Origin of the sequence: Hallella mizrahii (genome assembly GCF_009695775.1) — a bacterium.
Lineage (GTDB): Bacteria > Bacteroidota > Bacteroidia > Bacteroidales > Bacteroidaceae > Prevotella > Prevotella mizrahii.
Map to the genome: position 1 here is coordinate 12,314 of NZ_VUNG01000036.1, position 14,097 is coordinate 26,410.

The following is a 14,097-nucleotide window of genomic DNA, read 5'->3' on the forward strand; positions in this document are numbered from 1 at the left end:
ATGATATTCATAGAAATGATACCGAGCACCGCCAAAAAAGGTTTCTTTTCTGACATTTTTACCATGAAAAAGGTACAATATTAACGCTTATTTATTAAATTTGCCACATGAAACAGTTGCGACACCTATTATTATTAGTGAGTTTTCTGCTGACAGCCTTAGCAGCACAGAGTACTCCAATGCCTGCTCCCGCCTATCAGGTCCGCCACATAGGACTTGCCGAGGGGTTGGACAATATGCGCGTGTTCTCTATTCTGCAGGACCGCAACGACGTGATGTGGATCGCTACCAAGAATGGTGTCAACCGCTACAACGGCAGCGTGATGAAGGTCTACCGGCTCAGCAGCGACCGTGTCTACAGCAATGCCGCCGGCCGCATCTTTTCGCTGCGGCAAGACGGCGACACGCTCTATGCCTACGACAACAAGGGTAATATATATAGGTATAGCTCGGCTTGGGACCACTTTGAGCATGTGGTGAGTCTGAGCAAATGGTTTCGTGACTATCTCAAACTCAATGATCTGTATATCGACCGGCACCACAGGTTGTGGCTGGCGACCCGCGACGGTCTCTATTGCTATGACCATGGCCACGTGTCGCTCGCCGGACCTACACAGGAAGTCAACGTGATCACGGCCGACAACCGCGGCCGTCTCTTCATCGCCACCGCCTCGGCAGTGCTTGTCCAGTTTGGCAAGAGATGGAAAACATTGTCTGGACTGGAAGGAATGGAAGCGCAGTCGCTCTATTTCGACGCGCCCGCACAGCGGCTGTGGGTAGGCTCATTGGTGCAGGGCATCCGCGTTTACGACCTCAAAACACATCGTGTCGACGTGGTATCAACGCAACCCCAGATACAGCATCCCGTCAGAGCCATCACACCTTTGGGACAAGAGACGATGCTCGTGGGTGTCGACGGAGAAGGCGTCTACGCTTTTGACCGTCGGAAACTACAGGGCAGACTGCTGTTCAATGTGTCGGACGATACGCGCAACGCACTGGGCGGTAACGGTATCTACGCCGTCGTCGTGGACCGCCAACACAACATTTGGGTGGGCAGCTACACGGGTGGCGTGGACTTGGCCATGCCACGTTGGCCAGGCTATCAGTTGTTCCGACATGAGTACAAGGACGGCAACTCACTGATCGACAACAGCGTGAACGCTGTCTGTGCCACTTCCGACGGTACGCTGTGGTTTGGTACCAACCTCGGACTGTCGGCTTATCATCCCGCTTCCGGACGCTGGACTCACAGTCTGCAAGGGCGTGTGGTGGTGGCTCTGTGCCCGTCGGGAAATGGTGGCGTGTGGGCTGGTACCTACGGCAACGGCGTCTTTGCCGTCAACGTGGCGGGGACAGCAACAGCCACCTATAGCCGGTCGTTAGGAAATCTGTCGGCAGAGTATATTACCAGTCTGGCTTGTGACCACCTTGGACATCTGTGGGTGGGGGCTATCGACGGTCCTCTGTCCTGCATTGTCAATGGCAAGGCTCACGATCTGCCCATACGGGAAGCGGAATGTCTGACGGCGATCGGCGGTAAAATGGCGGTGGGTACCACGGCAGGCTTCTGCATTGTCGATACCCGCTCGTGGCTCTACGAGCGCTACTTCACCCCCAGCGACTTCGGCGATAAGGACATCTGTTGCTTCATCAACGCCATCATTGCCGACGGCAACGGGGCTTTCTGGCTGGGAACAGACGGCGGCGGCATTTATCACTACGATACGTTTACCAAGAAATATTGGCAGATCTCCACACGCCAAGGCTTGCCCTCAAACTCCATAGCGGGCATTTGCCATGGTGCCCAAGGATTGCTGATGGTCAGTACAGACCGTGGACTCTGTACCTTCGACGGCCGCACACGGCGCGTGCGTCAGCTCAGCACCTATGAGGGACTCGATCAGGAATACAACCGCATGGCCTGCTGGCAACTGCCCAAAGGTAAACTGCTGTTCGGTGGCAACGATGGCGGTGTACTGCTCTCCCCGGCTGCCGTGCTGCCCTCTCACTATACGGCACAGCTCAGGGTGACCTCGATACTGCCTCTCGACACTAAGCTGGCAGGCGACAGTGTCGTGCGACGGTGTATCTTCGACATGCTGTGCGAGGGACGCATCAGTCTGCCCTATGCGCAAAATTCCTTCACGGTCAACTTTGAATGCATCAACTATCGCTTTCAACACGACATCCGCTACGAGTATTTCCTTGAGGGCTATGACAAGCAATGGATCGCGATGCCGCATCTGCAAAGCCTCAGATATACCAATGTACCGTCGGGAAGCTATACTCTCCACATACGTGCGCTCAGTCGTACCGACGGCCGCGTCATCGACGCTAAGGATATTCCGCTTGTCATCCAGCGTCCTTGGTGGAACTCCTTCATGGCTTGGACAGTCTATCTGCTCTTTGTGTTGGCGATCGTCTATCTGGTCTGGCGCCGGTACCGCGACCGACTGGAGTCGAGATACTACAACGAGAAGATCTCGTTCTTTGTCAACACGGCACACGACATCCGCACGCCACTCAGCCTGGTGCTGGCTCCTCTTGACGACATGGCCAAGGACAGCACGCTCAGCGAGCCGACGGCACGCTATCTCTCCATCGCGCGCCGAAATGGTGCAAAACTGTTGAAGATGATCACAGGCTTGCTCGATTTCCAAAAGATCGACCAGCAGAGCAGCGAGCCAAACGTCAGGAAGATAGCACTGAAACCACTGCTCGAACAGCAAGTCGCACGCTTCGCCTTGCTTGCCCAGGAAAAGAAGATCACGCTCGCGCTCGATGATTGTCCGGGCGAGGCCTTGGTCTGGCTCGACCCGATGATGGCCGACAAGCTCTTCGACAACCTCATCTCCAACGCCATCAAATACACGAGTGAGGGCGGTCACATCCATCTCAAGGCATGGCAACAGCACGGTGAGACCGTCATCAGTGTGGCTGACGATGGCATGGGCATTCCCGAAAGCGATCAAAGACATATCTTCCGCAGCTTCTATCGTGCTTCCAATGGCGTCAATTCCAAGCAGATGGGAAGTGGACTCGGGCTGATGCTCTGTCGCAAACTGGTGGAGATGCACCACGGAAAACTGACGTTTACAAGCAAGGAAAAGGTGGGGACCACCTTCTTTGTACATCTCCCTGCTGACGGCAGCCGCTATTTCCCGCAGGCCGCGGAGCAGGAGGAGCAGCAGGGGAGAGAAGACGTGACAGCGCAAACAGGCTTGTCGCTCAAAGATTCGGTGACAGAGGCTCCCCTCGACTCTGTAAACCGGAATGCACTCAAGGACGATTTTGCTGAAGACAAACAGAAGGTGGAAACCAGAGAAAGCCTGCCGCAGGATGAGGAAAACGGCGAGAATGACAAGGATACCATTCTTTTTGTCGACGACAACATCGAGTTGTTGCGATACTTGCGTATGTCTTTTTCCAGCGACTACCATATTATTACAAAGGAGAGCGCGGAAGCGGCTTTGGACTATCTGCGTGACGGCACATGCGACATCGTGGTTTCCGACGTGATGATGGACGGTATGGATGGCGACGAACTTTGCCGTCGGCTGAAGGAAAATGCCGATACGGCATGGTTGCCGGTCATTCTGCTTACGGCAAAAGTCGGTAAGGACTTTATGATCGAAGGCTTGGACAAGGGAGCCGACGACTATATCTCCAAGCCTTTCGACATGGATATTCTGGCAAAGAAAATCCGCAACGTCATCGACAACCGGCGCCGCTTGAGCAAATACTATCTGCGTCGTGCCCTGCAATTGGTTCACGACGGGGATACACAAACCGTGTCACACCATACCAAAGAACCGTCACCGGTGCACACGGGTGGGGCGCCCCACCCTACTCCACAAGGCCGTAGCTGTCAAGAGCCATTGTCCGAAGAACAGCCGGTAACTCTCAACGCTGCCGACCAAGCCTTCGTCGACCAGGCCACTCAAACGGTGCTCGACCATCTGAGCGAGGAGGACTTTGACGTGAACCACCTTTGCAGAGAGATGGCCATGAGCCGTACGCTGTTCTACGGACGACTGAAGACGCTCACCGGCAAGGCACCGCAGGAGTTCATGCGACTCATCCGGCTGGAACAGGCTGCCGCACTGCTACTGAAAGACGTGCCGGTGCTCGATGTGGCCACACGCTGCGGATTCCAAAACTCGAAATATTTCAGCACGGTATTTAAGAAGCATTTCGGTATGCCACCGAGCAGATACAAAGAAGAGTAATTATTCAGCTGCCATAACGCCCTTTGGCGATAACAAGTTGTTGATATAACTGGAGATTTTTAGTTATATAGAAGCGAATTCCTTTCGGTGGATAGTATCCACATCGTCTTGCTGGTATTACCCTGTTAACGGCGCGGCAGGCGGTGAGTAGGGGCGGGGTTCATCCCCGCCCTAACCCCCGCAAAAGATATAAAAGCCATGTGGCACGGTTGATGGAATGATTACCGCCAAGGGGCATGGAATGATTACCGCCAAGGGGGTTAGGGCGGGGATGAACCCCGCCCCTACGAACCTCCCCAAGCCGACATTGCTGACATTCGCCGTATATTCGTTAGAAGTAGACTTTTGCTGCGTTTTCTTTTTATTTTCCTGCCTTTCGGCCTGTATTCGGTGAATACTTACAAAGAAGAGAAAATGCCGTAAAGAAAGTGAAACGGGAATCTCCAAACAGTAATTACGGGGTGGACAGGTCTACACGCCACTGCAATTGTTTTGACAAAACACCTTCTGTCAACGCTCGCAAACTAGAGAGTACAGAGACCTCCTTTCCTGTTCTGCAGCAAGAAAAAGAGGCGTTTCACCCCACCCTTTGCCATTTTTCGGTGACAAAACAGTTGTTTCATCCGATCATCTCAGTTGTTTGTGCCGATCAAAACACTTGTTTCTTCAGCACAAACAACTGAGATGATCACAAATTCTCTAGAGAATTTGTGCTCAGAAAGGCTTTTTTGCCACTATTCACTTGGCTTTTTCTTTCCCCTAGAAACCAAGATCTTTACAACATGCTTATTGTCAGCGAATTACAAAAACAGCGAAATTTTCGCGAAATTGAGAGCAAAGTAACCTCTCGCACAGAAAATCTCCAAGATAAAGCCGGTTTTTTGTCAGTTTTCTCAACAGTATCTATTTTCAAAGGAGCGATGGTCTGCGATAGTCCAAATTGTAGAGATTGTCCAATGAGAGTAAGTGGGCAAGCATACCAAATGTCGGGCAAAGTGACTTCCCTGCCAAGATATTCCTGAGCATGGATCTTCAAGAACTGTTTACTTAGTCTTTTGACAGTTCCTTATCTCATCATACTTCACCAAGTCATATCCTTTGATCTGTATCACGATGGCGTGGAGCTGTGTGCCGTGAAGCATGCTCTGGAGCTTTCGGTCGGCAGCATAAGTCTTGATCTGCTCTACAGCTCCATCCCACTGTTTCGCAGCTTCTGCCTCGGTGGCATCGGTTTTGAGATATTTCAGCTCAAGGATGTAGCTGTGCGCCACCATGGGATAGGTGAGATAGTTGGGCAGGAGGAAGAAGTCGCAATAACCGTGCGCGAACTCCATCTCCGGAGCCACCTGATAATAATTGGTCAGTGTGAGGTAAGCGTTCATGAAGCCCTGAAGGTTGCGCTCGCCCTCGATGAGCTGCCTTACCGCCGTGGTGTCGTGATAAGCCTTGCAGATGAACTCGATAAGCGGGCGCCAGTCGCCGTCAAGTGCCGCACTGTCATAGGCATTACGCAGGTCGGTAACCGGAAGCGCGTTGATCGTCTGGTACTCATCCAACATATAATGATAGTACTGTATGCGCACATTGTTGTTGGGAATGATCAGCTTCAGACTTTCACCACGCACGCCACCAATGGTCAGCATACCATAGTAGTAGAGCAGACTGACGAAGTTGTCGTAGTCCATGATGCGTTCGGCTGGGAAATGACTGACAAGGGTACCGTAGATAAAACCTTTCTCGGCGATCTCATGGATGATCTGAAGGCGGCTCTCCTCCATGTTATCGATCTCTATGAGCCGTTTCAGCTTGCCGTAGTCCGTCATGGTGTTGGGATCGACAAGATCATCGGGGCGATAGCCGGTATCCACAAGCGTGCTCATGTAGTAGCACACCATGTCGCAGTTGAACATCTTTGGGTCAGTAGCGAAGCTCCGTCTTGAAAAGCAGTAGTTGTCGTACCACGGCTTTATGTCGGTGATGATGTCGTCCTCGGTCTTGTCCTCCCCGATGGCTCCCACCGCTTTGTAATAACGGATCATCTCCCGCACGTCTTTCTCCGAGAAGCCGAGCATCTGGTTGAAGCGCGCGTCAAGGCTCATGTTCAAGGCGATGTTGTAGCCGCTGGTAAGGTCGTCAAGGGTGATGGGCGACACGCCGAGCATGATGATGCGGTCGAACATTGGCTTGAAGAGCTTGAAGATGTCGCGGTAGAAGCCCGTGCCGTGGGTGAGCTCATGATAAGCCTGCTGACCCTTGACGTTGAGCACGTTGTTGGTGAAGTTGTCATACTCGTCGACAATGAGATAGAGTTTGAGGTCCAGATCATGCGAGACACCATGGATCAGGTTGAGCATACCCATACCCGTCTTTTCCTTTTCCATATACTCCAGGAAGTCATCGGGATAGTAGGCGGCGTATTTCTTGGCAAACAACAGACAGCGCTGGCTCAGATAGCGATTGAAGTTCTCGTAAAGGTTATCCAGGTCACTGCCCACCAAGGAGAAGTCGAGGTGCAGCACCTGAAACTCGCCCTGCTCCGGTGTAGGATGATCGGCGACATAAAGTCCGTTGAACAACTCTTGGAAGTTGTCCTTCTCGTTGATGTCGTAGTAGGTCTCCAGCATGTCCAGGAACAGACTCTTGCCGAAGCGGCGCGGACGGACGAGGAAGAGGAAGTGTCCAGCTTTCTCCATCTTCTCGAAGAATATCGTCTTGTCGACCAGATATAGATGCTCATTTCTTACCTGCTTGAAATCGGCAATGCCGTAAGGTATATGCTTGAAATTCGTGCTCATGATGCCACCTTGTTATATTCAAGTGCAAATATAACGAAAAGGAGTGGAACGTGAAAGGAAACCGCCGTTTTATTTTCCACCTTCTTCTCTGCAGTCCATGTCTATTGAAATACAACCAAATGTAATATTGCCACCGTAGTTAGGGCGGGCTTATCCCCGCCCTAACTACGACCTCACCGCATGCCGCGCCGTTAACAGGGTAATACCACCAAAACGATGTGGATGCTATCCACCGAAAAATCGCTGAATAGCTACTTATTTGAAGTGATTCTCAAAAAAAATATAAGGGGAAAAGATAGAAGCGTTTTCTATCTTCCCCCTATATAGAAGAGTTTTATCTGATTACTTTTCTTGTTCTTGTACCTTGTTTAATGATGAACAAGCCATGTCCCCGTATATTGTCAATACGGAACGTCTCTGGTGACGAGACATAGACAAGTTTTCCTGTTTCATCATAAACACGGACACTGTTGTCCTTCGACGTAGGCGATGTTTGCAGTACGTTGTTGATACCGGTAGACGTATTGAAGGTAATCATACCATCGGCGGAATACGTAAACAGGCTACTGCTCTCTCCACCCATGACCCGCAGCACAGTAGGCACTGCTTGACGGTCGGACTGGGATGCTAAGCACACCTTATAGCTTCCGGCTTTCATCCCCAAGTCTTTTTTCAAGTCGAAATAGTTAACCTCTACCTTTCCTTCATTATTTCGGAAAGTGAAGCCTGAGCCGTAGGGAACCGTAGACTTTGTGCCTTTGGGAATGTCTATGAGGTTCACGGCTGTCGTGTCCTTCTGCGCCTGACTGATGAGGAGCAGTAAGATCTCGCCCGAGAAGTCCTGATAGTCCATGTTATAGAGGTTGGCAATCTCCACGCCTAACGAGTCTTTGCCCGGTGTAGAGTAAGCCACGATACTGTCAGAGCACCACTGAGAGTGATAACTGTCCTCTGTATCGGCGTTGGCATGTGCTTTGAGTCCGATGATCATCTGTTGTCCCAGATTGAAGTGATAGTGATCGTCGGTCGACAAGATGGTGTCGTTGGGGCTCAGATCGGCAATGTTGTAGAAGCCGTTGGCAGAACCGTCCCATCCCCAGTTGATATGTACCAGACCATTGTCGTCAATACCGTCGAAGATGAAGGCATGTCCGCCTGCCACCGTGTCGGAAGCAGCATAGAGAATAGGACGCTTGTTTTGAATTTCGTTGCTGATAATGTTCATCCACTCCTGGTCGCTATAGAGGAAGCGAGAGAGGAGGTTGACTGAGAGTGAATCGTAGTGGAAGTTCTTCACAAACGCCGCTGCGGCATCATTTGTATAGGCACCGCTTCCTGTATTTGTGTATTGCATGTGAACGGCAGAGCCGGCATCAAACATCAGGTCGGCAACAGCATTCTTACGTGCCTTGCTAATAAATAGGGTGGAGTTGTAATAATCATCCACCATCTTGTCCCAGGCATAGGTGGTTGAGAAGCTGCGCGCGTTGTCGGTGCCGTTGACGGTATAAGCGCAGTCCGTTCCTTCTCCCTGAGCAGGATATTTGTAATAGTACATGATCTGGCTCATTGCCGTAGCCACACACCCAGTATATGACGGGCAGGCATCGCTGTAGGGTGATGTCTGTCCCCAGCGTGCCGTGACAAGGTAGGAGCTGTCGCCCGTGCTGCGTGTCGCCGGTGAATAATTGGACTGATAGCCACGCTTCATGGAAGCCGTGATCTGGGCCATCCACCAAAGGAAATCTGTGGGCATATTGTCGGCCACAAAAGGTGCGTCGGAGTAGCCAAGTACCGGTGCGAACTCTGTGTTCTTGCTCACGACGACGAAGGCGCTCTCAGTGCCGTAGACAGCGAGCATGTCGGCATCGTACATCTTTCTCACTTCCGTGGTAGCATTGCCGCGCGTCGAAGAAGAATACAGCCCCAATTGGTTCAGCGCGATACTCTTCATCTCTTGCACCGTACGTTTCCTGGCCTGCATGTTGACGGCCAGACAGAGGAAGAGCAACAGGAAATAGATCTTTCTCATAAATTGATATGTGATAAAAAAAGGCACGCAGAGACGATTGGCCTGCTGCGTGCCCTTTATAGTGGAGTTATAAATTTATTTAATAACCCGTATTCTGTACGAGGTTGCTGTTCAGCTGAATCTCATGAGATGGGATAGGCCACTGCCAGTGGGGATCGTCAGCAGGGAAGTTCTTGCCCGTGTATGTAGATCCGTCACCTGATGTGTAGATGACTTCATCCTTCAAAGCTCCCGGCTGTGCGGCACGGCCATTGAAGCCCGTGTGCCAACGCTTCAGACAAGAGAAGCGCAGACCCTCGCCGATAGTTTCCTTGAACCACTCGTTGTGGATATTCTCGGCTGTAGCCTCTGTGGCCTCGGCGCCACGCGAAGTCTGGAGTTCGTTGAGGATCTCCTTGGCCTCTGCTGTCTTGCCAAGGTCAAACTCTGCCTCAGCAGCGATCAGGTACATCTCGCTGATAAGCAGCGGCTTGGGAAGCTGGCGCGCATTGGCATAGGATGATGTCAGGCTTGGGTTGCCCAAGTACTTGTTGAAAGTATAGAAGTGCTGAAATTGCAAACCACTGCCAATAAGGCATGCATGATAATCGTTGTCAAGATACCAATAGCCATCAGAGAACCACATGCCACGCAGATCCTTGTCGCCATAGAGATTCAACACTTTCTGGGAAGGCAGGAAATAAGGATCGAGATAGATCGCGCTGATTTTGTACTGTGTCAGTGCAGCATAGCTGTCGCAGCGTGTATAGTAGGAGTTGGTACCCGTACCGTTCTCTGTCAGAGAGCCCGGCATCTGCATGATAGGCTCGGTGCCTTTGTCATCCTGCCACTCGTCTTTCATCTCTTTCATGGTAGAAGAGAGCTTGTAGCCGGCAGCAGAGTTCAACACCTTGATGGCACTGGCGGCAGCGTTGGCATAGTCCTCTGTGTCGAGATAGTAGCGGGCATAGAGGGCATTGACGGCATCGATGGTAGGACGCTGAGAACGAATTTTACCGGTGGTACCAGCCAAAAGCGTAGAGGCAGAGTCGAGGTCTTCCTTGATCTGCTTGTACACCTCTGCTACAGTGGCACGGGCAGGCTTGGCTTCCTGATCGTAGTGCAGCACCAAAGGTACGCAAAGATCAGAAGAGGCTGTGGATGGATTATAATCCTTGCCGAAGTGACGGGCCAGCTGCAGATAAGCAAAGGCACGATAGAAGAAGGCTTCGCCCTTGGCTGTATTCTTGGCAGCGATGCTGGATGCAGCTGTAGGATAGTACTTGTTGGCCTCGTCGATGAAGATGTCGTAGTCACTGATGGCAGAATATTCTTTGGACCAGTAGCTGGCTATATCGTCATTGCTGTCGGTGAAGCCCTTGTCGGTTCGGTGCACCGGACCATAGTTGTTGCCATAATCGATCGTGGCGTTGAAACCATCGCACATCACCTCGTCGATCATAGAGTTGTTGCCGTAGAGGGTAGAGCGGAATGAAGTAGCGATACCGTTGCGATAGTACTGCAACAGGTTATCGGTGGTGATCATCTTCTCACCGTCTTTAACCGTGATGGAAGTCGTCGGTTCCTCGTCCATGTTGCAGGATGAGAGGCTGAAGATACCCACACCGGCAAACATGATATATTTAAATATATTTTTCATATGAATCCTAAATTTACTAACTGTGAGTGATTAGAATGTCAGAGACAGGCCAAAGAGATACTGCTTGGTGTTGCCCGCAACACCATAGGTCACGTTGGAGTCAACCTCCGGATCGATACCCGTATAATTGGTAATGGTGAAGAGGTTACGGGCAGTGAAAGAAATGTTCACGCCGTGGAGCACATTCTGGAAGGCGAGCCACTTCTTGGGCAGGTTGTAACCGATGACCAGATTCTTCAAGCGCAGGAAGGAAGCATTCTCGAGCAAGTGAGTATCAAACTCGAGTTGGTATCCCTTTCCCCATGCTGGGTATTTGGCGTTGGGGTTCTCGGCAGTCCAGAAGTCCTGCACGTCCTTGCGCTGGTTGTAGGATGTTCCTACAACATTGGGGTTATCATAGAAGAAAGCATCGTTGTTGACCATGTACTTGCCAAGCGTGTAGGAAAAGTCTGCATTGAGGTAGATACCTTTCCATCCGCCGTTGATACTGAAACCACCGTTGACAGGAGCAAAGCGCTTCTTACCGGAGTTTTGTGTCAATGCTGCTTCTGAGAAAACCTTAGTAGTTTCTTTCTTTGTTGTCTTGTCGACATCGTCACCCGCCTTGTACCACATCGGTGCACCATCGGCAGGATCCACACCGGCGTAGATAGGCAGATAGTACTCAACAGGGCTGCCGACGACATAGGCCACCAACGTGTTGGCAATGACATAGCGGTTGCGGCCCTGGAAGAGCTCGGTGATCTTCTGTGAGTTGTAGTTGAATGTGGTATTGAAGTTCAGGTAATAGTCCTTGTGCTTAAGGATGTCAACGCCGAACGTCAGGTCGATACCCTTGTTCTGCAGGCCACCCACATTGGTAGCGACAGAAGAGAAACCGGTGGTGTAGGGATAAGGCACGCTCATCAACATGTCGGACGTCTTACGCACATAGTAGGACACATCGAAGTTGAAGCGGTCCCACAGTCTGCCGGCCACACCGATAGTGAAGGTCTTCTGCTTCTCCCAAGTCAAATTGTTGTTCTCTGGCTGAGAGAACGCGAGGGCTGCACCCTCATTATAGAATGTTGTTGGGGAGACAAGTGCCAGAGAAGCGTAGTTGCCGATACCGGCGTTGCCCTGCGTACCATAGTTGACTTTGAAGTCAAGGCTGTTGACCCACTTCACAGGTGCCATGAAAGCTTCGTTCTTGATCTTCCACAGTCCACCGACAGACCAGAAGGTAGCATTGCGGTGGTTCTTACCGAAGCGAGAGCTGGCATCGTTGCGCAGCGAAGCGTCGAGGAAGTAGCGGTCGCCATAGTTGTAGTCTACACGACCGAAGAACGAGAGGAACTTGCTCGTAGAGGCTGACTCGCTCATGCTATAGGAGCTCTGGCGGCCGTTCTGCAGGTTCATCAGACGATCATCGTACTGACCGGTGGAGCTTGCTGTGTAGTAGTCGCTGTCGATGATACGGCCTTCCTCACCGCCCAAGACGGTGATATGGTGATCCTGAGCCACATCGAAACTGTACTCAATGGTGTTGGTATTGATGTGGGAGTAAGCGTATGTGGTAGCCTTTGCTCTTGCGCCTGAGCCATTGGAGGACGCATAAGAAGGATAGCGCAAGTAGTTCTCACGATAGAAATACAGATCGGTACCCACGACAGACTTGATGTGCAAGTTTCTGATCGGGTTGATATCGATGTATGCGTTGCCGTTGAGGCCATAGCGAGAGTAAATGTCTGGTGTGTTCTCAGCTACATAGTTTGGATTGTAGAGTCCAAACGGATAGCGCTGTTCGTAGGTCTCGCCAGTCTCAGGGTCAAAGTCTGTGTAGATAGGGTTCAGTATATATGACAGACCGCCTGAGGTGTAATTGGCAGATCCTGACGAGTTGCCCCAGTTTGGATTAGAGGTCTGCTTACTGTAACTTACATTGCTGTTGATACCGAAGCTCAACCATTTAAACGGCTTGGTGTCGATCTTGGTACGGAGGTTGAACTTGTCGTAGTAGTTGCCGACCTCAGTTCCTTTCTGATGGAACTGTGATCCACTGACCAAGTAAGCCATGCGATCGCTTCCACCCTGGAAGGTGACGTCGTTCTGGGTCTGCGGCGTGTTGAAGTTCTGGAAGATGTTGTACCACTTGGTGCTGTACTTCGGCAGACCGTTTTCATCGAGATAGCCTGCATATTTTTTCTGAAGGCTCTTTTCTGTAGACAGTCCGCTGTTGAGCCAGAAGTTATACAGGTCGGTACTGTTCATCATATCCTCATAGAAGCCCTTGTTGGCCAAGGTGTTCCAACCATACTGCGTGCGGAATGTGATACTGGCCTTAGAGTTGTAATCTCCACCTTTGGTAGTGACATAGATGACACCGTTGGCAGCCTGAGATCCATAGATAGAGGTAGAGGAAGCGTCCTTCAACACGGTAACGCTCTTGATGTCGTTAGGGTTCATGGCCATCACGGCAGTAGAGGTTGAGGGAATACCGTCGATGACGTACAAAGGCGTAGAACTTGCGCCCAGTGAGCCAATACCATGGATGTTGATGCTCACAGCGTTGTCGCCAGCCTCACCGGAGGATGTCAGAACATTCAGACCGGCCACCTGACCCTGCAGGTTGTCGAGTACAGAAGAAGAGGGTGCATTGTTGACCTTTTCAGCCTTCACATTGCCTACTGTACCAGTGATGGTTCCAAGCTTACGTGCAGAACCATAACCAACGACTACCAGCTCGTCAAGTGTCTTGCTGTCGTTCTGCAACACCACCTTTATGTTGCCGCCGGCCTTCACGGTCTGTGACTTCATGCCAAGGTAGGTGACAACCAGCTTAGCACCGGCGGGGGCATTGAGCTGGAAGTGACCGTTCACGTCGGTGACGGTACCTGTGTTTGTACCTTCCACCTTCACGGCAGCGCCTACTACTGGCTCGCCGTCGTCTCCGGAGGTTACGGTACCACTAACATTCGTCTGAGCCATCACGCTTCCCGCGTAGAGGAAGGTTCCGGCCAAAAGCGTCATTAGTCTTTTTTCCATAAATTCTCTCTTTAGTTAATATATAATGTTATTGTATTATCTATGTATGTTATGTGTGATGTCTTTGTTCCAGTGTGTTCTCTCTATTTGTCCACACCTTATTATATATGTATCTTTTCTCTGTCTCCTTGTTCCTCCTCTCTTCTGCTGTGTCCTCCTCCACGCGGGAGGGGGATAAGTCAAGTTTTATTTACCTATTCTAATTTTATATAATTATATCAGACTGCAAATTTAAATAATATTTCCAAACTAAGCAAATATTTTTATATAAAAGTTACATTTTTGTTTCGTTTTACTTAATAATCCGTTGCTTTTATCGAAGAGAGGTAACAAATGCTTAACAACTATAGGCACCGATATATCTATTATAAAGGT

Annotated in this window: 5 protein-coding genes; 1 reads left to right on the forward strand and 4 read right to left on the reverse strand. The window is 50.8% G+C overall.

What is annotated here, in order from left to right; genetic code table 11:
• Positions 1-107: 107 nt before the first annotated feature.
• On the forward strand, positions 108-4,232 hold the full coding sequence (locus tag FYJ73_RS12045) for a hybrid sensor histidine kinase/response regulator transcription factor (protein ID WP_154534971.1): 4,125 nt from the start codon (positions 108-110) through the stop codon (positions 4,230-4,232).
• Between the two features lie 1,043 nt (positions 4,233-5,275).
• Here FYJ73_RS12045 and FYJ73_RS12050 read toward each other — a convergent pair.
• The 4 genes from FYJ73_RS12050 to FYJ73_RS12065 form a co-directional block, all read right to left on the reverse strand.
• On the reverse strand, positions 5,276-7,027 hold the full coding sequence (locus tag FYJ73_RS12050) for an AAA family ATPase (RefSeq protein ID WP_154534972.1): 1,752 nt from the start codon (positions 7,025-7,027) through the stop codon (positions 5,276-5,278).
• Between the two features lie 334 nt (positions 7,028-7,361).
• Complete coding sequence (locus FYJ73_RS12055; protein WP_154534973.1) at positions 7,362-9,059, reverse strand: C10 family peptidase; 1,698 nt, start codon at positions 9,057-9,059, stop codon at positions 7,362-7,364.
• 79 nt (positions 9,060-9,138) lie between these two features.
• On the reverse strand, positions 9,139-10,698 hold the full coding sequence (locus FYJ73_RS12060) for a RagB/SusD family nutrient uptake outer membrane protein (RefSeq protein WP_154534974.1): 1,560 nt from the start codon (positions 10,696-10,698) through the stop codon (positions 9,139-9,141).
• A gap of 30 nt (positions 10,699-10,728) precedes the next feature.
• Entirely contained in the window at positions 10,729-13,722 is a 2,994-nt protein-coding gene (locus FYJ73_RS12065) for a SusC/RagA family TonB-linked outer membrane protein (RefSeq protein WP_154534975.1), read from the reverse strand.
• Positions 13,723-14,097 lie beyond the last annotated feature (375 nt).

Coding starts and splice junctions, on each gene's coding strand:
- FYJ73_RS12055 (WP_154534973.1), bottom strand. CDS start 9,059: ATGAGAAAGATCTATTTCCTGTTGCTCTTCCTCTGTCTGGCCGTCAAC.
- FYJ73_RS12065 (WP_154534975.1), bottom strand. CDS start 13,722: ATGGAAAAAAGACTAATGACGCTTTTGGCCGGAACCTTCCTCTACGCG.
- FYJ73_RS12050 (WP_154534972.1), bottom strand. CDS start 7,027: ATGAGCACGAATTTCAAGCATATACCTTACGGCATTGCCGATTTCAAG.
- FYJ73_RS12045 (WP_154534971.1), top strand. CDS start 108: ATGAAACAGTTGCGACACCTATTATTATTAGTGAGTTTTCTGCTGACA.
- FYJ73_RS12060 (WP_154534974.1), bottom strand. CDS start 10,698: ATGAAAAATATATTTAAATATATCATGTTTGCCGGTGTGGGTATCTTC.